This is a genomic window from Pseudomonas multiresinivorans (assembly GCF_012971725.1).
Classification (GTDB): domain Bacteria; phylum Pseudomonadota; class Gammaproteobacteria; order Pseudomonadales; family Pseudomonadaceae; genus Pseudomonas; species Pseudomonas multiresinivorans.
The window spans coordinates 2,888,082-2,910,664 of the sequence record NZ_CP048833.1; the positions used below are offsets into that span (position 1 = coordinate 2,888,082).

At 66.6% G+C, this 22,583-nt stretch carries 18 protein-coding genes; 12 read left to right on the top strand and 6 right to left on the bottom strand.

Annotated features, from left to right (window positions below; translation table 11 throughout):
* Positions 1 to 36 precede the first annotated feature (36 nt).
* Positions 37 to 1,404, bottom strand: a complete 1,368-nt coding sequence (locus G4G71_RS13265) for a tetratricopeptide repeat protein (RefSeq protein WP_169938240.1) — start codon at positions 1,402 to 1,404, stop codon at positions 37 to 39.
* A gap of 341 nt (positions 1,405 to 1,745) precedes the next feature.
* Between G4G71_RS13265 and G4G71_RS13270 the strand changes: the two genes are divergently transcribed.
* The 7 genes from G4G71_RS13270 to G4G71_RS13300 are packed head-to-tail and all read left to right on the top strand — an operon-like array spanning position 1,746 to position 9,376.
* Positions 1,746 to 3,266: an ABC transporter substrate-binding protein gene (locus tag G4G71_RS13270; protein ID WP_338110209.1), complete on the top strand. Its 1,521-nt coding sequence runs from the start codon at positions 1,746 to 1,748 to the stop codon at positions 3,264 to 3,266.
* Positions 3,263 to 4,255 (top strand): ABC transporter permease, encoded by a 993-nt coding sequence (locus G4G71_RS13275; RefSeq protein WP_169938244.1) that lies wholly within the window; start codon positions 3,263 to 3,265, stop codon positions 4,253 to 4,255. The genes G4G71_RS13270 and G4G71_RS13275 overlap by 4 nt, the downstream gene beginning before the upstream one ends.
* On the top strand, positions 4,252 to 5,079 hold the full coding sequence (locus G4G71_RS13280) for an ABC transporter permease (protein WP_169938246.1): 828 nt from the start codon (positions 4,252 to 4,254) through the stop codon (positions 5,077 to 5,079). Before G4G71_RS13275 ends, G4G71_RS13280 begins: the two co-directional genes overlap by 4 nt.
* Positions 5,076 to 6,686: a dipeptide ABC transporter ATP-binding protein gene (locus G4G71_RS13285; protein ID WP_169938248.1), complete on the top strand. Its 1,611-nt coding sequence runs from the start codon at positions 5,076 to 5,078 to the stop codon at positions 6,684 to 6,686. The genes G4G71_RS13280 and G4G71_RS13285 overlap by 4 nt, the downstream gene beginning before the upstream one ends.
* Positions 6,683 to 7,891 carry an LLM class flavin-dependent oxidoreductase gene (locus G4G71_RS13290; protein ID WP_205896264.1) on the top strand — a complete coding sequence of 403 codons (1,209 nt, stop codon included), beginning with the start codon at positions 6,683 to 6,685 and terminating at the stop codon, positions 7,889 to 7,891. Before G4G71_RS13285 ends, G4G71_RS13290 begins: the two co-directional genes overlap by 4 nt.
* Complete coding sequence (locus tag G4G71_RS13295) at positions 7,884 to 8,732, top strand: alpha/beta fold hydrolase (RefSeq protein ID WP_169938250.1); 849 nt, start codon at positions 7,884 to 7,886, stop codon at positions 8,730 to 8,732. Before G4G71_RS13290 ends, G4G71_RS13295 begins: the two co-directional genes overlap by 8 nt.
* A 17-nt stretch (positions 8,733 to 8,749) precedes the next feature.
* Complete coding sequence (locus G4G71_RS13300) at positions 8,750 to 9,376, top strand: methylthioribulose 1-phosphate dehydratase (protein WP_169938252.1); 627 nt, start codon at positions 8,750 to 8,752, stop codon at positions 9,374 to 9,376.
* Here G4G71_RS13300 and G4G71_RS13305 read toward each other — a convergent pair.
* The 4 genes from G4G71_RS13305 to G4G71_RS13320 all read right to left on the bottom strand — a co-directional run bounded on the left by G4G71_RS13305 (position 9,373) and on the right by G4G71_RS13320 (position 15,310).
* Positions 9,373 to 10,842, bottom strand: a complete 1,470-nt coding sequence (locus G4G71_RS13305; RefSeq protein WP_169938255.1) for a sensor domain-containing diguanylate cyclase — start codon at positions 10,840 to 10,842, stop codon at positions 9,373 to 9,375. The two genes, G4G71_RS13300 and G4G71_RS13305, sit on opposite strands and share 4 nt — an antisense overlap.
* Before the next feature lie 226 nt (positions 10,843 to 11,068).
* Complete coding sequence (locus tag G4G71_RS13310; RefSeq protein WP_169938257.1) at positions 11,069 to 13,594, bottom strand: TonB-dependent siderophore receptor; 2,526 nt, start codon at positions 13,592 to 13,594, stop codon at positions 11,069 to 11,071.
* A 211-nt stretch (positions 13,595 to 13,805) separates the two neighbouring features.
* The gene (locus G4G71_RS13315) at positions 13,806 to 14,780 is read right to left on the bottom strand and encodes a FecR domain-containing protein (protein ID WP_169938259.1); all 975 of its coding nucleotides are present in this window, start codon (positions 14,778 to 14,780) and stop codon (positions 13,806 to 13,808) included.
* Entirely contained in the window at positions 14,777 to 15,310 is a 534-nt protein-coding gene (locus tag G4G71_RS13320) for a sigma-70 family RNA polymerase sigma factor (RefSeq protein WP_169938261.1), read from the bottom strand. The genes G4G71_RS13315 and G4G71_RS13320 overlap by 4 nt, the downstream gene beginning before the upstream one ends.
* Positions 15,311 to 15,719: 409 nt before the next feature.
* Here G4G71_RS13320 and G4G71_RS13325 point away from each other — a divergent pair, with 409 nt between their 5' ends.
* The 3 genes from G4G71_RS13325 to aguA all read left to right on the top strand — a co-directional run bounded on the left by G4G71_RS13325 (position 15,720) and on the right by aguA (position 19,297).
* The gene (locus G4G71_RS13325; protein WP_169938263.1) at positions 15,720 to 16,625 is read left to right on the top strand and encodes a hypothetical protein; all 906 of its coding nucleotides are present in this window, start codon (positions 15,720 to 15,722) and stop codon (positions 16,623 to 16,625) included.
* A gap of 426 nt (positions 16,626 to 17,051) precedes the next feature.
* Positions 17,052 to 17,939 (top strand): LysR substrate-binding domain-containing protein, encoded by an 888-nt coding sequence (locus G4G71_RS13330; protein ID WP_169942649.1) that lies wholly within the window; start codon positions 17,052 to 17,054, stop codon positions 17,937 to 17,939.
* 242 nt (positions 17,940 to 18,181) lie between these two features.
* Positions 18,182 to 19,297 carry an agmatine deiminase gene (aguA, locus tag G4G71_RS13335; RefSeq protein WP_169938265.1) on the top strand — a complete coding sequence of 372 codons (1,116 nt, stop codon included), beginning with the start codon at positions 18,182 to 18,184 and terminating at the stop codon, positions 19,295 to 19,297.
* A gap of 67 nt (positions 19,298 to 19,364) precedes the next feature.
* On the opposite strand, the gene G4G71_RS13340 is transcribed toward aguA, so the two are convergent.
* On the bottom strand, positions 19,365 to 20,546 hold the full coding sequence (locus tag G4G71_RS13340) for a GGDEF domain-containing protein (RefSeq protein WP_169938267.1): 1,182 nt from the start codon (positions 20,544 to 20,546) through the stop codon (positions 19,365 to 19,367).
* A 217-nt stretch (positions 20,547 to 20,763) separates the two neighbouring features.
* Here G4G71_RS13340 and G4G71_RS13345 point away from each other — a divergent pair, with 217 nt between their 5' ends.
* Entirely contained in the window at positions 20,764 to 21,027 is a 264-nt protein-coding gene (locus G4G71_RS13345; protein WP_169938269.1) for a hypothetical protein, read from the top strand.
* Positions 21,028 to 21,182: 155 nt separating this feature from the next.
* Positions 21,183 to 22,580, top strand: coding sequence for an oxygen-independent coproporphyrinogen III oxidase (gene hemN, locus G4G71_RS13350; protein ID WP_169938271.1), 1,398 nt, complete (start codon positions 21,183 to 21,185; stop codon positions 22,578 to 22,580).
* Positions 22,581 to 22,583: the final 3 nt, after the last annotated feature.

A 22,583-nucleotide genomic window follows, 5' to 3' on the forward strand; every position in this document is an offset into this window, starting at 1 on the left:
AGCCCGTGGCGCCGGTGCAGGAGCGTTGTCGGTGACTCATCGGGCGCCAAGTACCCGCGTCACCCGGCGGGCCGCGCGCGCCGCTTCCTGCGGTAGGCCGAGTGCCATATAGACCTTCTCCAGATGGCGGTTGCCGGGTACGTCCAGCGCGTCGTAGCGGCGCCGCAACTCCAGCGCCTGTTGTGCCGCCAGCCAGTCGCCGGCGCGCAATTGTGCATCCAGTTCGATCAGCGCAAAGAGGTCGCGCTGGGCATGGCTGCCGCCGATCTCGCCCAGGCGCGGCAAGGCCTGGCCCAGCCGCCGCGCCGCCAGCGCGTATTCACCACGGGCGTGGGCATAGAGGCCTTCGGCGGCGGGCAGGGTGACGTCAGCCCACGCTGTGCGGCTGAAGTCCGGGGCATTACGCGCCTGCTGGCGCAGGGCTTCGAGCAGTCCGCCGGCTTCCTCCTGCCCGGCGCGGGCCAGGCCGTAGAGGTACTGCAGGCTGAGGAAGGGTTGCACGACGTCTGCACGGCGTTCGCGCAGGTAAGGCAACAGCGCTTCCCAGCGCGGGCCGACGTCGATGCCGGCGAACTCCAGGCGGGCCAGCAGCGAGACCGCGCCGATCTGGTCCTGGGAGTATTCGGGGAAGATTCCCCAGACGTGCTGGTCGTAGATATCCAGCACGCGCTGTTGGTTGCCGCGCGCCAGGTGGAACAGCGCCAGGTGCCACCAGTTGTGGGTGTACATGAAGGAGTTGAGCCCTTGCCAGCCGGCGCTGGCTTCTTCGAGGAACTGCGTGCCTTCCTCGATGCCGCCACGGGTCAGCAGCACATGGGCGAGGGCGTGTTGCGCCCAGGGCTCGCCGGGCAGCAGTTGCAGGGCGTAGCGCGCCGCCGCTTCGGCCTCCTCCAGCAGATGGCACTGCTCGTAGGCGAAGGCCAGCATGCCGTAGGCCTGGGGCACCTCAGCCGCGCCTTTCACGGCCTTCAGGGCGATGCGCAGCATGGCCGGGAAATTGCCGCGGTTGAATTCGAAGTACTGGTTGAGCTTGGCCGCCAGCAGGTCGCGCGGGTGCTCATCAACCAGCAGTTCGCTCAGGCGCAGCGCCTCGGGCAGGTCGTCTGCGCTCCAGGCCGCGAGTAGCGCGGTGTAGCGCTCGGCACGGGGAATCCCGGGGCCGGCCGCCCAGGCCCGCTGCAGGTAGCGCGCGGCCAGGCTGGGTGCCTGCGGCGATTCGGCGAACATCATCAGCAGGCCGGCGAAGGCGTTGGCCAGCACCGAGGCCGGGTCTGCGTCGGCGCCGGCGAGGATATTTTCCGCGCGGGTCTGGTAGGCGAGTACGCCGCCGGTGAAGTCATCGATGGTCTGGCGGGTGTCTTCGCGCTCGCTGTCGATGGGGTTGCCGAGGTAGTCCTGGGTCATGCGCTGCTGCTCCAAGTAGAAGATACAGGCTAGTCGCAAAGCCTGTGCCAGTCGCGCAGGCCGCGCCGTGCGTGGGGCAGCGCAGCAGCGGCTGCTGCTTTTCAGGCAATGCGCCGGCGGCACTGTGTGATTTGCACCAGCCGCTGCGCGCCGAAGCGCCGCAGGCCCCGTAGCGGCGGGCCGGCGGAGCCATGGCACAGCGCTTGCTCAAGCCCCTGGCAAAGCCGATTCGCGGCGATGATCCTGCAGGAGCTTCCATGCCCACTCCCATTTCCCGCTTCGCGCCCCGGCGCCCCCGTCATGCCCTGCTGCTCGCCGGCCTGCTGGCTGCTGGCCTGGCCATGGCGGGCGCCGCCGTGGCGGAACCGACCCGTGGTGGCCAGCTCGATCTGGTGGCGCAGCCTGAGCCGCCGTCACTGTCCCACGCGGTGGTCAGCCACGTCGCCACGCAGTACGTCGGCGGCAAGATCCTCGAAGGGCTGATCACCTTCGACACCGATCTCAAGCCGCAGCCAGTCCTGGCGCGCAGCTGGACGGTATCGCCGGACGGCCTGACCTACACCTTCGAGCTGCAGCCCGGGGTGAAATGGCACGACGGCGAACCTTTCAGCGCCGAGGACGTGGTGTTCAGCTTCAACGACTTCTACCCGGAAGTGGACAAGCGCATCGCGAGCATCTTCGGCGAGTACGTGGAAAGCGTGCAGGCCAAGGGTGCCGAGCAGGTGGTGTTCCAGCTGAAGAAACCTTTCTCCCCGCTGCTCTCGGCCCTGGGCAGCGGCCTGCGGCCCATCGTGCCCAAGCACCTGTATGCCGGCACCGACTACCGCAGCAACCCGTATAACCTCAAGCCGGTGGGCACGGGGCCGTTCGTGTTCCAGGAATGGAAGCGCGGCGCCTACATCCGCCTGGCGCGCAACCCGGACTATTGGCACAAGGGCCTGCCGTACCTGGACGGCATCGTCTACCACGTCATCCCCGATGCGGCTGCCCGCGCCGCCGCCTTCGAGCGCGGCGAGGTACAGGTGCTGCGCAGCGGCGACGCCGACTACGCCGACCTCAAGCGCCTGTCGCAGCTGCCGGGCGTGGCGGCCTCGGAGAAGGGCTACGAGCTGTATCCGGGGCTGGCCTTCCTGCAGATCAACACCCGCAAGCCGGGCCTGGACAACCCCAAGGTACGCCAGGCGATCCTCTATTCGCTGAACCGCCAGTTCATCGTCGACAACATCTTCTTCGGCACCGGCCGCGTGGCTGCCGGCCCGTTCCTTGGCGCATTCCACGACCCCAAGCTGCCACAGTACGGCTATGACCCGGCCAAGGCCAAGGCGCTGATCGCCGAATCCGGCGTGGACGTCAGCAAGCTGCGCGTGCGCCTGCTCAACGGCGAGAAGGGTGGCGCCTGGGAGCGCCTGGCCGAGTACACCAAGCAGGCGTTGCAGCCGCTGGGCATCAAGGTACAAGTGGCGACCTCCGATGCCGCCACCTGGTACCAGCGCGCCAGCGACTGGGACTTCGACCTGACCTACAACTTCATCTTCCAGATCGGCGATCCCTACCTCACTACCGCCTACCTGTACCGCACCGACTACATCCTCAAGACTTCGCCTTTCGCCAACATCACCGGCTACAGCGACGCCGCTGCCGACGCGCTCTGGCAGCGCATCGCCAACACGCCCGAAGGCCCGGACCGCCAGGCCGTGTACGGCGAGCTGGAGCGCAAGCTCAACGACGACCTGCCGATCGCGCCGATCTTTGAGATGCGCTTCCCCACGCTCTACCAGCAGCGCGTGCACAACCTGATCCGCAGCGCCACCAGCCTCAATGACAGCTACGCCGAGGTTTACCTGGAGCCCGCCAAGCAATGAATGTGCTGTTGTACGCCGGCGCGCGGCTGGGGCGTGCGCTGGCTCTGATCGTCGCGGTGCTGGTGGGCGCCTTCCTGCTGCTGCGCCTTGCGCCGGGCGACCCGGCGCTGCTGATGGCGGGCGAGGCGGGCAGCGATGACGCCGACTACATCGCCCGGTTGCGTGGCGAGATGGGCCTGGACCTGCCGCTGCCCGTGCAGCTGTGGCGTTACCTCGCGCAGATCGCCCACCTCGACCTGGGTTACTCCTACCGCAACCAGGAAAGCGTCTGGCAACTGATCGCCGAGCGCTTGCCGGCCACGCTGCTGCTGATGGGCTCGGCCTTCGCCCTGTCGCTGACGCTGGGCATTACCCTCGGCGTCCTCGCCGCTCGCAGCCAGCAGGGCAACGGCCGGCTCGATCGCTTCATCGGTCGCGCCGTCTGGGTACTGTTCGCCACGCCGCCGTTCTGGCTGGCGTTGTTGCTGGTGCTGCTGTTCTCGGTGCAGTTGGGCTGGCTGCCGGCCTTCGGCATGCAGAGCGTTGGCGCCGACCTGAGCGGTTGGGACTGGTGGGCGGATCGCCTCGCTCACTTGCTGCTGCCGTGCCTGTCGCTGAGCTTCCTGTCCCTGGCGATGTACGTGCACCTGACCCGCAGCGCCATGCTCGACATCCTGCCCCAGGAGCACGTGCGCCTGGCTCGCGCCAAGGGACTGAGCGAGGGGCGCATCCTTATTGCCCACGTGTTGCGCAATGCACTGGTGCCGGTGGTGACCTTCGCCGGCCTGCAACTCGGCCAGTTGGCCAGCGGCGCGTTGCTGATCGAAGTGGTCTACGCCTGGCCGGGCATCGGCCGGCTGCTCTACGACGCCCTGAGCCAGCGCGACTATGCGCTGCTGCTGGGGGTGTTCCTGGTTATCTCCTGCCTGGTAGTGGCGTTCAACTTCCTCACCGATCTGCTCTGCCGCCTGCTGGACCCGCGCATCGGCGCGGCGGGGGAGGTGCGATGAAAGCTCTGCTGCGCCCCGGCGCCATTCTCGCCGCCGGCTTCCTGATCCTGCTCGCCGTGTCGGCACTGCTGGCGCCCTGGCTATGCTCGGCCTCGCCCTGGGAGATGCTGGCGCGGCCGCTGATCCCGCCGTTCAGCGACGCCGGCCACTGGCTGGGCACCGACATGCTCGGCCGCGACATCGCTACCGGGCTGCTCTACGGTGCGCGTACCTCGCTGACCGTTGGGCTGCTGGCAACGCTGGCGACCCTGTTGCCGGCACTGCTGATCGGCGCCACCGCCGGTTACTTCGGCGGCTGGATCGACGAGCTGCTGATGCGCATCGCCGAGTGCTTCCAGATCATCCCGCAACTGGTGCTGGCGGTGGTCCTGGTGGCCCTGATGGAGCCCTCGGTGGGCTCGGTGGTGCTGGCCCTGGCACTGGTGGCCTGGCCGCCGGTGGCGCGGTTGGTGCGCAGCGAATTCCAGAGCCTGCGTCAGCGCGAGTTCGTCCAGGCGGCGCTGGTGCTGGGCCAGTCGCCGGTGCGCATCGTCTTCGTGCAGATACTGCCCAACGCGTTGTCGCCGTTGCTGGTGAGCCTGACCTTCATCCTCGCCGCCGCCATTCTCACCGAAGCTGCGCTGGCCTTCCTCGGCCTGGGCGACCCGGAAGCGATGAGCTGGGGCTACATGATCAACGCCTCGCGCAACCTGCTGCGCGAAGCCCCCTCGATGAGCCTGCTGCCGGGCGTGGCGATCCTGCTCACGGTGCTGTCCGTGCAGCGCGTCGGCGAGGCGCTGCGCGAAGCCGTGCAGGCACCGGGAAACCAGGGAGGACGCCCATGAGCGGCAAACTGCTGGAGGTGCGCGATCTGCGCATCGACCTGCCGGCGGGCGGCGACCGTGCCAGCGCGGTGAGCGAGCTGTCCGTCGATCTTTCGGCCGGCGAAGTGCTCTGCGTGGTGGGCGAATCCGGCTCGGGCAAGTCGATGCTGGCCAATGCCATCCTGCGCCTGCTGCCGGCATACCTGAAGCCGGTGGCGGGTAGCATTCGCTTTCGCGGCGAGGACCTTGCCCGGCGTAGTGACGAGGGCATGCGCGAGCTGCGCGGCAAGGACATTGCCATGGTCTTCCAGGAGCCCATGAGCGCGCTCAACCCGCTGCTGAGCATCGGCCGGCAGATCGACGAGAGCCTGCGTGCCCACGGTGTCGCACCAGCGGCAAAGCGCCGCGAACGCGTGCTCGATCTGCTCGGCTACGTCGGCCTGCCGGAGCCACAGAGTCTCTATCACGCCTATCCCTTCCAGCTCTCCGGTGGGCAGCGCCAGCGGGTGGTGATCGCCATCGCCCTGGCGCTGGAGCCGGCGTTGCTGATCGCCGACGAGCCGACTTCGGCGCTGGACGTCAGCACCCAGGCGCAGGTGCTCGACCTGCTACGACGCATCCGCCGCGAGAAAGGCATGGCGGTGCTGCTGATCACCCACGATTTCGCCGTGGTGGAGGCCATCGCCGACCGCGTGCTGGTGATGGAAAAGGGCCGCGTCGTCGAGCAGGGGACGCTGCGCCAGGTGCTGGATCATCCGCAGAACCCGTACACGCGCCAGCTGCTGGCTGCGCTGAATCCCGGTCAGCGCGGCCCACGCCGTTACGATGAGACCGCCGCGCCGCTGCTGGAGGTGGCCGGCCTGCACAAGTACTACGACAGCCGCCAGGGCCTCTGGCGCCGACGCCGGGTCACCGCGCTGGCGGATGCTTCGTTCAGCCTGCGCCCCGGTGAATGCCTGGGGATAGTCGGCGAGTCCGGCTCGGGCAAGACCACCCTGGGCCGTGCCCTGGTGCGTCTGCTGCGACCGGACGGCGGACGGATCCTGCTGCGCGGCCAGGACCTGGCATCGCTGTCCCAGCGTCGCCTGCGCCCGCTGCGCCAGCAAGTGCAGATGGTCTTCCAGGATCCATTTGCTTCGCTCAACCCGCGCCAGCGCGTTGGCCGGCAGATCATGGCCGGGCCGCTGGCCCATGGCGTTCCCGCCGCCGAAGCGGAGCGTCGCGCGCGGGAGCTGCTGCGTCAGGTCGGCTTGCCGGAGGCCGCCTTCGAGCGCTACCCGCGTGACTTCTCCGGCGGGCAGCGCCAGCGTATCGGCATCGCCCGCGCCTTGGCCTTGCAGCCCAAGGTGCTGGTGGCTGACGAGTGCGTATCGGCGCTGGACGCTCTGGTGCAGCAGCAGGTGCTGGAACTGCTGGAAAAGCTCCTGCGCGAACTGGGCCTGAGCCTGGTATTCATCACCCATGACCTGCAGGTGGCGGCGCGCCTGTGCGACCGCATCGCAGTCATGCAGGGCGGACGCATCGTCGAACTGGGCGATGCGCAGCAGGTGCTGTGTGCCCCGAGGCATGACTACACGCGTCGGCTGCTCGCCGCGCATCCGCTTCGCGACCTGGAGGAGCCCGCATGACGGCGCCGCGACAGATGGCGCTGGGCGCTTTCCTCATGGCCACCGGGCATCACCTGGCGGGTTGGCGGCATCCCCGCGCGCATGCCGGTGGCGGGTTGGATGTCGGGCATTACCAGGCCCTGGCGCGCACCGCCGAGCGCGGCTGCTTCGATGCGATCTTCCTCTCCGATACCCTGGCCATGCTGCCCGGAAGGCTGGATGCGCTGAGCCGCATGGCGCGCACCGAGCACTTCGAGCCGCTGACGCTGCTGGCGCATCTCGCCGTCAGCACCCGGTACATCGGGCTGGTGGCGACTGTCACTTCGTCCTACAACGATGCGGCGAACGTGGCGGATATCTTCGCCACCCTCGAATCCCTCAGCGGCGGACGCAGCGGCTGGAACCTGGTGACTTCGAGCAACGCCGAGGAGGCCGGCAATTTCGGCCGTGACCGTCACTTCGAGCATGCCTGCCGCTACCACATGGCCGAGGACTTCCTCCAGCGTGTTCGGGAACGCTGGGCCGCCCGTGGCGTGGCGCCGGTGCAGGTACTGGCCGGTGCTTCGGAGGCCGGCAAGGAGCTGGCGGCGCGGCAGGCCGAAGTGCTGTTCACCGCGCAGCCGGAACTGGCCGGCGCCCAGGCCTTTTACCGTGACATCAAGCTGCGGGTGGCGCGCCACGGCCGTGATCCGGACGCACTGAAGGTGATGCCCGGCGTGCTGCCGATCCTCGGCGCCAGCCGCGCGCAGGCCGATGAGCGCCGCGCGCAGCTGCAGGAACTGGTGCAGCCAGTGGTCGGGCTGTCGCTGCTGTCGGACGTGGCCGGTGGGTTCGACCTGTCGCGACTGCCGCTGGATGGCCCGCTGCCGGAGTTGCCGCCGACCGAGTCCGGCATCAGCCGCCAGCACCTGCTGCTGGAACTGGCTCGCCGTGAAGGCTTGAGCATTCGCCAGCTGTACCAGCACATGGCTGACGCCCGTGGCCATCGCGTGGTTGCTGGCACTGCCGCGGACATCGCCGACCAGTTGCAGGAGTGGTTCGAGTCCGGCGCGGCGGACGGTTTCAACATCATGCCGCCTTACCTGCCCGGCGGCCTCGACGATTTCGTTGCACAGGTGGTGCCCCAACTTCAGCGTCGCGGTCTGTTCCGTCGGCGCTACAGTGGCAAGACCCTGCGCGACCACCTGGGCCTGGCCCACAGCAAGGAGACTGCCGAACATGGCTGAACACTGGACGCAAGCACTGCCGCTGGTGCGCGGCGAGCGCGTGGAAATCCGCCCCGGCCGGCACATCAGCCTGGCGTACAGCAAGGGGCATCGTCACCCGCAGACCGTGGTGTTCTTCGCCCACGGGGGCGGTGGCAACAAGGACCAATGGCGCGAACAGTGGCGTGAGCTGGAGGCCGAAGGCTACAGCCTGGTGGCCTGGGACCTGCTCGGCCACGGCGCCAGCGACAAGCCGCGGCGCGCGGCGGACTACGCCTGGGATGAGCTGGTGGCCGATCAGGTGGCGGTGCTGCGGCGCCATGCCGGTGAGCGCAACATCCTCGCCGCACATTCGTTCGGCACCGGCCTCAGCGTCAGCAGCCTGCTGGCCTTGCAGGCCCAGGGGCAGGGCGCGCTGATCGACTCGGCGCTGCTGCTGGGCACCCAGCTCAGCCGCCCGCTCGGGCGCGGCGGCCTGCTGTCGCTGCCGGCGTGGCTGCTGGAGTGGTTCCGCCCGGTGTTGTCCAGGGGCTTCCGCGAACGCGCCTGGCACGCCGACGCCGATCCGGAACTGATCGACTACGAAGAACAATTGACCCGCAGCAACCGCCTTGATGTGTTCAAGGCACTGGTGAGCCAGGCCGAGTGGCTGCCGGAAAACGAGCTGGACCGTTTGCTGCTGCCGATCCGCATCCTCTCCGGCGACAGCGACGGGCTGACCCCCGCCGAGCGCGCTCGCGCCCTTCACGAGCGGCTTACCCGATCGCAGTTCGAGATACTGGAGAATTGCGGTCACCAGCTGATGCTGGAGAAGCCGCAGGTCGTCAACCACCACTTGCGCGAACTGCTCGCCGCCTCTTGATACGGACCTGTACTGACATGACCGATACGCGCCAGCAACTCACCCGGCAGATCATCGATGCCGGCCGTTTCCTCTACGGTCGTGGCTGGTCGCCGGCCACCAGCAGCAATTACTCGGCGCGCCTGGCCGCCGACCGTGCGCTGCTGACCGTTTCGGGCAAGCACAAGGGCCAGCTCGGCGAGGACGATGTGCTGGAGACCGATCTGGCCGGACACAGTCTCGAACCGGGCAAGAAGCCCTCGGCGGAAACCCTGCTGCACACCCAGCTCTACGCCTGGCGCCCGGAGATCGGCGCGGTGCTGCATACGCACTCGGTCAACGCCACGGTGCTGTCACGCCTCACTGCCGGTGACCGCCTGGAGCTGCAGGACTACGAATTGCAGAAGGCCTTTTCCGGGGTTACCACCCACGAGGGCCGAGTCACTGTGCCCATCTTCGACAACGACCAGGACATCGCCGGCCTGGCAGCCAAGGTGCAGCCCTGGCTGGACGCGCACCCGGATTGCCCCGGCTACCTGATTCGCGGTCATGGCCTGTACACCTGGGGCGCACACATGAGCGATGCGCTGCGCCAGGTGGAGGCGTTCGAGTTCCTGTTCGAGTGCGAGCTGAAGGTGCTGAGCCTGCGAGGCGCTCGAAGCTAGGACGATTCGACCTCGGCGGGGTGGAAGCCGACCACGCGGTTGCGTCCACCATTCTTTGCCTGGTAGAGCGCGCTGTCGGCAGATTGCAGCAGCTCGGCCCAGTTGGCCGGGCTGAAGCGCGAGGTGCTGGCCACGCCGATACTCAGGGTGAGTACGCCCAGCGGGCCGTGTTCGTGTGGTACGGCGAGCCCCTGCAGGCTGGCGCGGATTTGCTCGGCCAGCGCCAGGGCGTCGGCCTCTTCGCTGTCGCCCAGCAATACGACGAACTCCTCGCCGCCGAAGCGCGCCGCACAATCGGCTGGGCGCCGGGTCCACTCGGCGATCACCTGGGCCACGGTCCTGAGCGCCGCATCGCCGGCGGGGTGACCGTAGTGGTCGTTGTAGGCCTTGAACTTGTCGATATCCATGAGCATGACCGACAGCGCCGCACCGCTGCGCTGGTAACGCGACCACTCGTGGCCGGCGCGCAGGTCGAAGGCGCGGCGGTTGTTCAGCCCGGTCAGCGGATCGGTGCTGGCCGCCATCTGCAACTCGGCTTCCTTCCGGTCGCGCTGGCGCATCTGGCGCAGGGCGATCAGTGCCAGGCCGATCACCGTGCCATCCAGGGCGAGACCCAGCAGGGCGATCAATCCGCCGCGCCAGTACCAGTCCTCGTAGATCTCGCTGGAGGGCAGGGCCACGCTGAACACCAACGGGTAGCCCTCCACGGGGCGGAAGTCGTGCCAGCGTTTGACGCCGTCGCTGCCGCGGTCGAAGAAGGTTTCCTCGCCGCTGGCCAGGTAGTGTTCCAGCGCTCCGGCCAGGGTCCCGGTGGGCGGTGAGTCGGGCCAGCGTGCCAGCAACGTGCCGTCGCGCATGTGCAGGCTGACGGTGCCGCCTTCGCCCAGGTTGAGGCCGCTGAATAACTCGCGGAAGTAGCTCAGTTCCAGATTGGCGCCGACCACGCCGGCGAAACTGCCGTCCTCGTGCTCCAGGCGTCGGCTCAGGGCGATGCTGTTGCGGGCGTTGCTGGAGTAGGGAATGTAGGGGTGGCTGATGAGCAGCTCGTTTCCGCTCGCCTCGCGCTGCGCCTGGAAGTACTCGCGCCGGGACAGGTCGATACGCCCGGGGATTTCCTTGCCGAAGTTGAAGGTGGCTATGCCCTGGGCATTGGTGATGAACATCGAGCCCATGCCATGGGTCGGTGCGGTGTAGTCCTCGAGCAGCGATTGGCGTACCTCGCCGGAGAGTGCGCGCACCTCGGGCTCGGAATGGGCATGCACGACTGCTTTCAGGCTCATGTCGTAGAGGTCGAGATTGCGCTGGATATCGCGTTGCACCAGCAGGGCGATGTTGTGGCCATTGGCACTGGCGACTTCCAGCGCGTCGTGGCGCATTTCCAGGATGGCCCAGAGCGACAGGGCGCTGATGGCGGCAGTCAGGCCCAGGCTGCTGGCCAGGATGGTGCTGGAGCGGTGGATCGGCATGCCGGTGTCCATACGAAGGCGCAAGAAGAGGCGGCCGCGCGGCAGCGCGTGCCTCAAGGCATATAGCAGCAATCTGCCGGGTTGTCCGGGCACCGGCGCGGGCATGCAGCGTTTTTCGGGCCAAAAAAAATGCTGCCTGGAACAGGCAGCATTCATGGGTCACGCACCATTGGTGACTGGGTTCAGTCTGCCGGCGCGAGATTAAGCTTTGATGAAGGCGCGATCCTCAGTATGTAGCGCGCACGGTCAGCATGAAGTTGCGCGGGTCGCCGTAGACGTTGCCGTAGGTCGAGGTTCCGACCGTCTGGTAGTACTTCTTGTCGAACAGGTTGTTGCCGTTGAGTGCGACGTTCCAGTGTTCATCGAGCTGGTAGTCGACCAGGGCGTTCCACACCGCGTAGCCGCTTTGCTGGTAGTCGAACGGCACGTTGCTCTGCACCACGTTGCCATTGCCGTCATAGGTGGAGGCGGTGCCGCTGACCTTGGTCGCGCTCTGGATATCGACGCCGCCGCCGACGCGGAACTTCGACCAGTCGCCCGGCAGGCGGTAGGTGGTGAACAGCTTGGCCATGTGCTTGGGCGTGACGGTGCTCAGCTGGCCCCCGGCGGTGCGGTTCTTGTTGAGGTTGAGGGTGTAGCTGGCCATCAGCATCCAGTCCGGCAGCAGCTCGCCGGAGATTTCCATGTCGACGCCCTTGCTGGTCACCTCGCCGCCGTTGACGTAGCAGCAGTTGCCGCCGAACAGCACGGAAGTGGCTTCGTACTGTGGGTCCAGCACGGCCTGGTCTTCACGCTTGGTGTAGTAGAGCGCCACGCTGGTGTTCACTGTGCCGCCCAGCAGCTCGCCCTTCAGGCCGGTTTCGTAGGTCTTGCCGGTCATGGGGTCGAGGGTGCTGCCGCTGCCCAGCGGGCCGGCCATGAGGTTCTGCTGCGGCTTGAAGATTTCCGCATAGCTGGCGTAGGCAGCCCATTCGTCGGTGAGGTCGTAGACGATGCCGCCGAAGGGCGTGGTCCTGGTCGGCTCGCGCATGTCCACACGCGACTGCACGCCCCACACACCATTAGCCAGGCTCTGGTAGGTCTGGTCGAACTTGTAGCGCTGCACCCGCGCGCCGAGGATCAGGTGCAGAGGGTCGGCCAGCTGCAGGCGCAGGCTGGAGTAGAGGCCGTACTGGGTCTGGCTATTGGGGCTGTAGTCGCGGGTAACGTCCGGACGCACGCCGGGGTCGGTCCAGGGTGTGGAGTTCGGGTCGAACACGTCCACCGCGCCGCCGGCGCTGGCAAAGCGCGGCGTGCCCTGCCAGCGGCTGTCGATGTCCTGGTAGTCGCCGCCGACGGTCAGCTGGTGGTTCAGGCCGAACAGGCTGAAGTTGCCCGAGACGTTGGCGTCCCAGAGGTCCTGCTCGCTCCACTGGGTGATCCAGGTGCCGTAGCGGGTGACGCCGGCGCCGGTCACCGGGTTCACCGAGCCCAGGGTGGTGGCGTTGTTGGTCTCGATGGTGTCGTAGATGTTGGTGTAGCTGAGGTTGAGTTTCCAGTCGTCGTTCAGGCGATGGTCGAGCTTGGCGAAGTATTCGCGGGAGAAACCGTCGGCGTAGGCCCAGGTGGTGGACAGCCCGGTATGCCGCGGCAGGCCCAGGTCGACGCCGTTGCTGTAGCGCGGCACGGCATTGGCGGTGCCAGTCTCGTGGACCTTGTTGAAGCGCAGGCCGGCGGTGAGCATGGTGTCATCGGTGACGTCGGCTTCCAGCACGCCGTAGAAGATCGGCTTGTCGGTGGCGCGGTTGTCTGTGAAGTACTGGCGGTCCTGGTAGGCCACTACCGCGCGCCCGCGCAGCTTGCCGTCGAAGCCCAGCGGGCCGGTGACGTCGAGCTCGCTGCGGTAGTTGTCCCAGCTGCCGGCGGAGGCGCTGAACTTGAGCTGGTAGGTGTCCAGCGGGCGCTTGCGCACCAGGTTGATGATGCCGCCAGGGTCGCCGGTGCCGCCGAACAGCGCGGAGCTGCCGCGCAGCACTTCGACATGGTCGAACTCGGCCATGTCGTAGACGTTGGAGGAGTAGAACGAGCCGGCGGTGGTGCCCAGCGCCATGGGCGCGGCGCCGTCGAGCTGGATGTTCTGGATGGCGAAGCCGCGCGAGTAGAAGTCCTGGATGCGGAAGGTGTTGCTCTGCACGGTGACGCCCGGCACCGCCTTCATGGCGTCGTTGAGGTCGGCGATCTGGCGGTCGTCCATCAACTGGCGAGTGAGCACCGAGATCGATTGCGGGGTTTCCTTCAGCGAGGTCGGGGTCTTCGAGCCGACGCTGGTCAGGCCCGGCGTGTAGCTGCCGGAGTTCTCGGTGGCCTGGCCCATGCCCTGGCCCATGATGGTGGTGTCGCTCATTTCCAGCGCGGCGTCGTCCTGCGGGATCAGCACCAACTGGTAGCGGTTGCCGTTGCGCTGCGCGGCGAGGCCGCTGCCCATGAGCATCAGGTCCAGCGCTTCCTCGGCGCTGTAGTGGCCGCGCACGGCCTGGCTCTGGCGGTCGCGGGTCAGCTGGGCGTCGGTGGCCAGCAGCAGGCCGGTCTGCGCGGCCAGTTCGTTGAGCTGGCGGGCGAGGGGGCCGGCGGGGATGTCGAAGTTCTGCCGCTGAGCTTGCTCGGCGATGGCGGTGGAAGGCGCCGAGAGTGGGCCGACGGTGGCCAGGCTCAGGGCAATGGCGAGAAACAGGGGATGCTTTTTGCTCGGGAAGTGCTGGTCTTGGCGTGACATTCCGGTTCCTTGGCGTCCGGTTATTAGGGGTGTTTCCTAGTAATCCGAAGCAGGACGGAAAATCGGAACCATTCTCGAAAACTTTTTTCTCGGGCGCGAAACCTGAATTGGCGGATGCGTCGGCAGTTCGCGAGCAAGCTCGCTCCTACAGCTGGGGTTGGGTTCTTCGTAGGAGCGAGCTTGCTCGCGAACCGGGGCTCGACTCGGTTGCCTAGCGGCGCGGTACCACCGTCACCCACCAGTCGAACCGCCGCTGCACACGCACCGGCAATGCATCTTCGAGCTGCGCCAGGGCCTGGTCGGTATCGGCCAGCGGGAAGCTGCCCATGACGCGCAGCTGGGCCACCGCAGGGTCGACACCCAGGTGCCCACGCCGGTAGCCGCCCAGTTCCTCAATGAACTGCGCCAGGGGCATGTCCTCGGCCAGCAGCAGGCCGCGGCTCCAGGCTTCGCGGCGAGCTTCGGCACGGGTCAGCGCACCGGCCTCGTGGGCATCGAAGATGACGCCCTGGCCCGCCTTGAGGACGAGGCTGGCGCCGCTGTCCTGCAGGGTCGTGCGCACGGCGCCCTGGTAGACGTTGAGCTGCGTGCGAGGGCCGAGCTCGCGCACGCTGAAGCGCGTGCCCAGCGGTTGCAGCAGGCCAGCACGGGTGCGTACCTGGAAGGGACGGCTGTCGCCGTGCCCGGTCTCGATCAACACTTCACCGGCGTACAGCACCAGCTCGCGGCGGCCGTCGTCGAAGTGCACGTCCAGCGCGCTGTCGCTGTTGAGCCAGAGTTGCGTGCCGTCGCTCAGCCGTTCGCTGCGGCGCTCGCCGATCGCCGTGCGGTACTGCGCGCGCCAGGCGTGCAGGCTGTCGATGGGGTTGGCGCGCCAACCCAGCCAACCGAACACGCCGGCGCCCGCCAGCACGCTGAGCTGGCTGAGCAGCCGGCGGCGCGTCTGCTTGCCGTTGCGCAGGATGGCCAGCGTCCGGTGCGCTGCGGGGCCTTGCTGCTGGATGCCAGCGAAGCGCTGGCTGATCCGTTCGATGTAGCTCCAGGCCAGGCGCTGCGCCTCGCCCTGGTCGAGCCAGCGGCGCCATTGGGCGTGCAGCTCGGTGTCGTTGGGTGCCTCCTGCAGGCGCGCGAACCAGTCGGCGGCGCTTTCCAGCGTGGCGTGGTCGAGGCCGGGTTTTGCGCTCATTGCAGCACTCCGTCGAGTTCCGCTTCGAGCAGGGCGCACTGGAACATGGCCTGGGCGATGTACTTGGTCACGCTGCGCACGGAAACGCCCAGCTCCTCGGCGATTTCCCGGTAGCCCAGGCCATGCAGCTGCGACAGGCTGAAAGCGGCGGCGACCTTGGATGGCAGGCGCTCCAGCAGATCCTGCAGCTGGCCGAGAGTTTCGAGGATGATCGCCTGGTGTTCCTGGGACGGCCAATGGCTTTCCGGCACCTGTGCCAGGGCTTCGAGCCAGGCCTTTTCCAGTTGCTTGCGGCGCCAGAAGTCGACGCACAGGTGCAGCGAGATGCGGCTCAGGTAGGCGCGGGCGTGCACGTCGCTCTCGAACTCCCGCGGCTGCGCCAGCAGGCGTACGAACACGTCCTGGGCCAGTTCGGCGGCGTCGCTGGCGTTGCCCAGGCGGCGGTTGATCCATTGCTGGATCCAGCCGTGGTTCTCGCGGTAGAGGCTGGCCACTTGGGCGCGGTGGGCGCAGGCGATGGGTCGTGTCATGGGAGGCCAGGCGAGAATCTGTGCAAATGCGAATTATTATCAAAATAACCGAATGCAATGCCCTAGGGCAACAAGGATCAGGGAGGAGTGTCGATGGGTAAACGGAAGACTTCAGACAGGCCGGAGCAGGCGAGCTCATGACGATGCGCACGGTGTGGGGGTTACCGGCAGGTTCGTTGACACTCATTTGGGAGACGCTATCTTGCAATGGCGGCAAAATAACATCACAGGGAGTGAGACAATAATGCGCCTCGCGATACTTGGACTGATGCTTCTGGGATTAGGTGGATGCTCCACTCAGCAAGAGGAAGATTCAAAATGGGTCGGGTTGTCGGAAGGCCGTTATGTTGATCCCACGACGAACAGGTTTGACGACCGATACACCAGGTCACCCGCCTCGACCTCTTGCTTGACCACCGGCCAAACCTTTGAGCTGAGACTTCAGAGTTTCGTCGTTGGATGGGAATTCGATGGCACCTTGGAAAAGCTGACGAGCAATCCGGGGAACGAGTTGGGCGTCTTCATTACCGTCAATAAATCCAGGCCTGGCACGGGCGCTGTCGTAGCGGCTCCGGCACCGCCTGTTGCTCAACCGCCCGCCGTAGCGAAGCCTGCCGTGCAACCACCTGTTGCTGCAAAACCTGTCGCCCCCGCAGCCCCTGCACCGGCGGTTCCAGCCGTGGCTGCTGTTGTGCCGGTTGCCGCTCCGGCAGTCGTACCGTTGGCGGTTACTCCGCCGGTCATTGCTCAGGCACAGGAAGCAACCAAGGCCACCCCTGTACAGGGAGGGACGCAGACCAACCCGGTCGAGCGGCGTCTTGTCTACGTGACCGACTCCACATTGCCCAGGACTGATATGAACGGTGCGAACCTGTTGGTCTACAGCGACACCTATGACGGGTCGGATTACACCATCAGTTTCGAGGTCGTCGAGTTCGATGCAGATGGGTTCGATCAGTTCGCCGGCATTGCCAGGGAGCTGGCAAAGGCAGCGCAGGAATCGGGCATCTCTGCAAACCTTCCATACTCTGCGTTGCTGACCAAGGTCGGCACGGCAATGTTCAATTCCATCAAGAGAAACGACAAAGTCGCCTTCTACAAGACCAGCCTGCTGCCGTGCGATTCGGTGGTCGGTGATCAGAAGTCGGTGTTCTTGAAGGCGGGTGAGTTCGGGGTGGTTCGTGTGCCCCAGGAAAACCACATCGTGGATTGGAGTGACCTGGCTTTCGAGCCCAACACCAACCGGGTGAAGTTCCCTGACTCACGTGCGGACTCCATATCGTACATGCTGTTCAGCGTCTATCGGCGCAAGTGAGGCAGGATGCGTCGCAGTGGCGTTCCCGGTGCGCTCGCATCAGCTTGGACCAGCACACCCTTGCGGTGTTATCCGAGGCAGGTGTTCGCTCTTGAATGCAGGTGATGTGCCAGATTCGAAATGGATGTCCGGGGCCGGTCCAGTCGCTTGCCCGGCACGGCCAGTCGAGGCGTCGAGCTCCAGCGCTCAGGTCCTCAGGGCGCGCCGATGCTCGATGGGTGACATGCCGGGCTCGCGGGGTGCGCGCGGCGGAGCGAGGCGGTGCGGTTGTAACCCGGTTCTGGACGATCCAGGCGATAGGCAGATCGGACTGGCTGGCCTGAAATGAATGCTGCCCATGAAGAGGGCTGCGGTACGCTGCCTTGCGCTGGGCGCGGCGTCTCAGTCAGCATGCCGGCCGCCATTTTTCGAATAGACACCATGCCCATGCGCCGCCTGCCTTCACTTACCGCCCTGCGTACCTTCGAGTCCGCCGCCCGCCACGCGCATTTCGGCCGCGCCGCCGCCGAGCTGTGCGTCACCGACAGTGCGGTCAGCCACCAGATTCGCCAGCTGGAAGAGCAACTGGGGGCGACGCTGTTCGAGCGCCAGGGTCGCCAGGTGCAGCCCACTCCCCAGGCGCGCCGCCTGCTGCGCAGCCTGCAGCAGGCCTTCGAGCTGATCGGCACGGCGTGCGACGAGCTGCGCGACCCCGGATCCCAGGCCCAGCTGCATGTGGCGGTGACGGTCGAGCTGGCGCAGAAGTGGCTGGTGGGCAGGCTGGCGGATTTCGCCGAGCGCTACCCGGAGATCGTCCTGCACCTGCACGAACAGCCGCTGGAGGCTCCGGGGCCGGCGGCGGAGATCGACCTGGCGATCACCTACGGTACCGGCCCGGTAGACGCGAGCAGCTATTTCGTGCGGCCGCTGCCGACCCTGCAGTTCTTCCCGGTGTGCAGCCCCGGCCTGTTCAACCAGTCGCCGCTCAAGCATCCGCGTGACCTGGCGCGGCATTGCCTGCTGCACGACGACCAGGACGGTAAGTCCTGGACTGCCTGGCTGACCACTCATGCCAGCGACATCCGCCCCAGCCGGCACGTCTACCTTGGCCACGCCGGGCTGACCATGGAGGCGGCGGTGCGCGGGCAGGGCGTGGCCATCGGCGACAACCTCACCAGCGCCGAGGACCTGGCCAGCGGCCGGCTGGTCCGGCCCTTCGCCGCGCAGATCACCTCCCTGGGGCAGTACGCCCTCGTCTGCGAGCGCCTGCGCCTGGAGAAGCCGGCGGTGGCGGACTTCATCGAATGGTTTACCGAGCAGCTGGTTGATAGCTGATGTGAGAGGGGATCGCGTAGGAGCGGACTCCGTCCGCGATCGACTGACCGCCGCTCCAATGTGCCAGGCAGCTGGGCGGGACCATCGCGGACGGAGTCCGCTCCTACGTCGCATGGAAATTCATCGTTTGTTGGAGCGAATGATGAATCCAGTTCAGGTATTCCGCGAAATTCATCATTGGTTTCCACCGCACTGGGCCGGCAACCTTGGGCCATTCCCCTCCCTGACTCCGGAGCGCCACGATGTCCCGCACCCACTCGACAATGCCCAAGGCGGACGGCTTCCGCCTGCCCGGCGAATTCGAACCCAAGGCCCGCTGCTGGCTGGGCTGGCCGGAGCGGCCGGACGTCTGGCGCAACGGCGGCAAGCCGGCGCAGAAAATCTGGGTCGAGGTGGTGACGGCTATTGCCAGCAGCGAGCCGGTCACCGTCTGCGCTTCCGCCGCGCAATACGCCAACGCCCGGCGCATGCTGCCCGAGCAGGTGCGGGTGGTGGAAATGACCTGCAACGACACCTGGTTCCGCGACAGCGGCCCGGCCTTCCTGGTGAATGACGAAACCGGCGAGATGCGTGGCGTGGACTTCCAGTTCAACGCCTACGGTGGTCTCGACGGCGGCCTCTACTACCCCTGGGACAAGGACGACCAGATCGCGCAGAAGATCCTCGAGATTGAAGGCTTCGACCGTTATCGCGCGTCGATCATCGCCGAGATGGGCAGCATCCGCAGTGACGGCCAGGGCACCCTGCTGACCACCGAGCAGTGCTTGCTCAACCGCAACCGCAATGCTCACCTGGGCAAGGAGGAAGTCACCCGCCGACTCTGCGACTACCTGGGCGCCGAGCAGGTGATCTGGCTGCCCCGTGGCTGCAAGTTCGACGAAACCGACGGCCACGTCGACGATCTTGCCTGCTTCGTGCGGCCCGGCGTAGTGGTGATGCAGTGGACCGACGACCGCGACGACCCGCAGTGGGAGATTTATCAGGAGGCCTACGACGTGCTGTGCAGCGCCCGCGATGCCCGCGGCAATGCGCTGGAGGTGCACAAGCTGCCGCAGCCGCGGGTGCTGGAGTGGACCGCTGCCGAAGCCGAGGGGCTGGACCAGGTCGATGGCAGTTTTGATCGCCAGGAAGGCACGAAGATCTGCGCGTCCTACATCAACTTCTATACCGGCAATTCCGCCATCGTCATGCCGTTCTTCAATGACCCCAACGACCGCATTGCCCAGGGCGTGCTGGCCGAGCTGTTCCCGGAGAAGCGCGTGATCGGCATCGACAACTCGCGGGAAATCCTCCTGGGCGGCGGCAACATCGGCTGCATCACCATGCCCCAGTACGCCGCATCGGCGCGCCGCAGCTGAGTCGTTTCAGAGAAACGCCACAGTGCTTGCGCAGCTGTGGCGCTGAGGGCTCATCCTGCTCCGAACATCAGCCCAGCCGCAGTGGATCGCCGCCAGCCAGCGTGCGGTCCATCAGGCGGATGCTGTCGCGGCCGCCGCGCTTGGATTCATAGAGCGCGGCGTCGCCTTGCTCGATCAGCGCGGCGAGGCTGGCCGGCGGCTGGTCGAACAGGTTGGCGCCGATGCTCAGGGTGACGGCCTGGGGCGTGGCAAAGTTCTGCGTGGCTGTGGTCTGGAACTGCTCGCGCAGCTTGTCGGCCAGCGCCATCACCTGTTCGCCGCCGACATTGCTCAGCAGGATGACGAACTCGTCGCCACCCAGGCGCGCCGCCACGGCCCGCTCGGGGAGTGCCGCGCGGATCATCTCGCTGAGCGCCACCAGCAGGCGGTCGCCGGCGGTGTGTCCGTGCAGGTCGTTGACCTGCTTGAAGTTGTCGATGTCGATCAGCAGCAGCGCGCCGGGGCGCTCGGGGCAGATTTCCTCGAACACGCGGGGCGCGCGCATTTCCAGGGCACGGCGGTTGTACAGGGCGGTCAGCGGGTCGCGTGCGGCGAGGCGGGCGATGCGCTTTTCGCGGCGGTAGCGTTCGGTGCCGGTCATCGACAGGGCGATCAGCATGATCGCCATCGCGCCCTCCACCAGGGAGATCTGGATGATCTCGCCACGGAAGGCGGCGAGGTCGATCAGCGTGCCGGGGATGATCACGGTCGCGCCCTTGGCCAGGTAGAAGGCGCCATGCACCAGCATCACATAGCGCAGCTGCACCGCACCCACGCTCAGGGACTTGCCGTGGGGCCGCAGCAGGTAGCTGGCGCGCAGGGAGAGCAGGGCGACCAGCCAGGAATTGGCCAGCAGCATGAGCTTGGACCACAGCGGGCCGCCGTCGGGTAGCGCCAGCAGCGCTATCCAGGTGAGCGGGACGAGCAACCAGCCCCGTGAAAGCCGTGCTTCGGTGAACTTCGCCACCCCGCTGAGGAAGAACCAGTGCGCCAGCACCAGCAGGCCGTTGGCGAACCAGACGCCGACCAGCAGATAGCCGCTCATGCGCAGCAACGCGAGGGTGGAACCGAGGGTGATGGTGGCGAAACCGGCGCTCCAGTAGAGCAGCGAGCGTTCGCGCACGCTGCGCCATTCGATGGCCAGATACAGCGCTGCGGCCGCCGCTAGGGCGACCGAAATAGTCAACATGGTGGGTGGATCGAGCGCCATTTCCTGAACCGTACTGCACTTGCGGTAAAAAACGTGATTGTAAGCGCCCTTGCTGGTTTTCCGGTATGTCGGCCGGGTGCTTCCGGTCGGGTTTGCAGCCGTTCTGTCGCGTCTGGAAAGCGCTTCTTCCGCTTTTGTCGGATTGCCGAAGCGGCCACTGGCCATCAGACTGTGCGGATTCGTGAGTATTCGCTGTGGGGCTGGGAGGCCCGAAGCCATGGAAAAACCGACACGCCGGCGCTGGAGTCCGCTCTGGTTCCTGATCGTTGCCGCCAGTTACCTGATCGCGATCCTGTTCACCGTGGCCCTGGCGGGGCTGGGATGGATCCTCTTCTCCGGCGGGCTGGACATGACGGTGGTGAAGGAGCGCCGCTACCTGCTGCTGGGCAGCGGCGGGTTGATGCTGGCGGTGTCGGCCTACATCCTGCTGATGTCGATTCCCACGAGCTTTCTCTCGACCATCCGCCGCGAAGGCTCCTGATCCTGCGCCAGCGGTCGGATACTGGCGTGAGAATGCTGCGATATGCCTGACTGGATGGAAGTCTTGATCCTGCGCAGGGAGCGCTCCCGCGGGCAGGTGTAAGGTTGCCGCGCGACTCGCAGCGTCAGACTGCCAGCGCCTCAGGAGCCCGTGTCATGCCCGAATCGATGAGTTTCAACCGCGCGCTGGTGGAGAAGTACGACCGTCCCGGCCCGCGCTATACCTCCTATCCCACCGCGCCGCAGTTCCATGGCGCCTTCGCCGCCGACGACTACCGGGCGGCCGCACAGCGCAGTAACCATCGCGGCAACGAAAGCGCGGCCAAGCCGCTCTCGGTGTACATCCACATCCCGTTCTGCAAGAGCCTCTGCTACTACTGCGCCTGCAACAAGATCATCACCCAGAAGACCCACCGCGCCGTGGAGTACCTGGAGTACCTCAAGCGCGAGATCGCCCTGCAGGCGGCGCTGTTCGACGGGTCGCGCAAGCTCACCCAGCTGCATCTGGGCGGCGGCACGCCGACCTACCTGACCAGCGAGCAGCTGGGCGAGGTGATGGGCAGCCTGCGGGAGCATTTCAACCTCGACGAGAGCGATGCCCACGAGTTCTCCATCGAGGTCGACCCGCGCACCATCAGCCGCGAACGCATCGCCGAGCTGCGCGCCCAGGGTTTCAACCGCCTGAGTTTCGGCGTGCAGGATTTCGACGAGCAGGTGCAGCAGGCGGTCAACCGCGTGCAGAGCGAACAGCAGGTCTTCGACCTGGTACAGGCAGCCCGCGAGGCGCGTTTCAAGTCGGTGTCGGTGGACCTGATCTACGGCCTGCCGCTGCAAACGGTGGAGAGTTTCGACACCACGCTGAGCAAGATCATCGCCCTGCGCCCGGACCGCATCGCCGCCTACAGCTACGCCCACCTCCCGGAGCGGGTGCGCGCGCAACGGCTGATCCGCCGCGAGGACATGCCGCCGCCCGAGCGCAAGCTGGAGCTGCTGGAACTGACCATCCAGCGGCTGACCGAGGCGGGCTACGTCTATATCGGCATGGACCACTTTTCCCTGCCGGACGACGAGCTTACGGTCGCACGCAACAACGGCACCCTGCAGCGCAACTTCCAGGGTTATTCGACCCACGCCGACTGTGACCTGATTGCCCTGGGCGTCTCGTCCATCAGCAAGGTCGGCGATACCTACGGGCAGAACGTGAAGGAGCTGTCGCAGTATTACGCGCGGCTCGACCAGGGCCTGCTGCCGGTGCACAAGGGCTACCGCCTGACTGACGACGACTGCCTGCGCCGCGAGGTGATCAGCGCGCTGATGTGCCATGGTCGGGTGGATTACGCGCCGCTGGAGGAGAGCCACGGCATTCGTTTTGGCGAGTACTTCGAAGGGGCGTTGCGGCAGTTGCAGGAGCAGGTTGGCGACGGCCTGATCGAACTGCACGACGATGCGCTGGTGCTGCTGCCCCAGGGGCAACTGATGATGCGCAGCGTGGCCATGGCCTTCGATGCCTACCTGGGCGGTGGGCAGCAGGAGCGTTTCTCGCGCACGATCTGATAC

Excerpts from the sequence above, each read along its gene's own strand:
- G4G71_RS13265 (WP_169938240.1), bottom strand. The coding sequence starts at position 1,404 with ATGACCCAGGACTACCTCGGCAACCCCATCGACAGCGAGCGCGAAGAC.
- G4G71_RS13270 (WP_338110209.1), top strand. The coding sequence starts at position 1,746 with ATGGCGGGCGCCGCCGTGGCGGAACCGACCCGTGGTGGCCAGCTCGAT.
- G4G71_RS13275 (WP_169938244.1), top strand. The coding sequence starts at position 3,263 with ATGAATGTGCTGTTGTACGCCGGCGCGCGGCTGGGGCGTGCGCTGGCT.
- G4G71_RS13280 (WP_169938246.1), top strand. The coding sequence starts at position 4,252 with ATGAAAGCTCTGCTGCGCCCCGGCGCCATTCTCGCCGCCGGCTTCCTG.
- G4G71_RS13285 (WP_169938248.1), top strand. The coding sequence starts at position 5,076 with ATGAGCGGCAAACTGCTGGAGGTGCGCGATCTGCGCATCGACCTGCCG.
- G4G71_RS13290 (WP_205896264.1), top strand. The coding sequence starts at position 6,683 with ATGACGGCGCCGCGACAGATGGCGCTGGGCGCTTTCCTCATGGCCACC.
- G4G71_RS13295 (WP_169938250.1), top strand. The coding sequence starts at position 7,884 with ATGGCTGAACACTGGACGCAAGCACTGCCGCTGGTGCGCGGCGAGCGC.
- G4G71_RS13300 (WP_169938252.1), top strand. The coding sequence starts at position 8,750 with ATGACCGATACGCGCCAGCAACTCACCCGGCAGATCATCGATGCCGGC.
- G4G71_RS13305 (WP_169938255.1), bottom strand. The coding sequence starts at position 10,842 with ATGCCGATCCACCGCTCCAGCACCATCCTGGCCAGCAGCCTGGGCCTG.
- G4G71_RS13310 (WP_169938257.1), bottom strand. The coding sequence starts at position 13,594 with ATGTCACGCCAAGACCAGCACTTCCCGAGCAAAAAGCATCCCCTGTTT.
- G4G71_RS13315 (WP_169938259.1), bottom strand. The coding sequence starts at position 14,780 with ATGAGCGCAAAACCCGGCCTCGACCACGCCACGCTGGAAAGCGCCGCC.
- G4G71_RS13320 (WP_169938261.1), bottom strand. The coding sequence starts at position 15,310 with ATGACACGACCCATCGCCTGCGCCCACCGCGCCCAAGTGGCCAGCCTC.
- G4G71_RS13330 (WP_169942649.1), top strand. The coding sequence starts at position 17,052 with ATGCGCCGCCTGCCTTCACTTACCGCCCTGCGTACCTTCGAGTCCGCC.
- aguA (WP_169938265.1), top strand. The coding sequence starts at position 18,182 with ATGTCCCGCACCCACTCGACAATGCCCAAGGCGGACGGCTTCCGCCTG.
- G4G71_RS13340 (WP_169938267.1), bottom strand. The coding sequence starts at position 20,546 with ATGGCGCTCGATCCACCCACCATGTTGACTATTTCGGTCGCCCTAGCG.
- G4G71_RS13345 (WP_169938269.1), top strand. The coding sequence starts at position 20,764 with ATGGAAAAACCGACACGCCGGCGCTGGAGTCCGCTCTGGTTCCTGATC.
- hemN (WP_169938271.1), top strand. The coding sequence starts at position 21,183 with ATGCCCGAATCGATGAGTTTCAACCGCGCGCTGGTGGAGAAGTACGAC.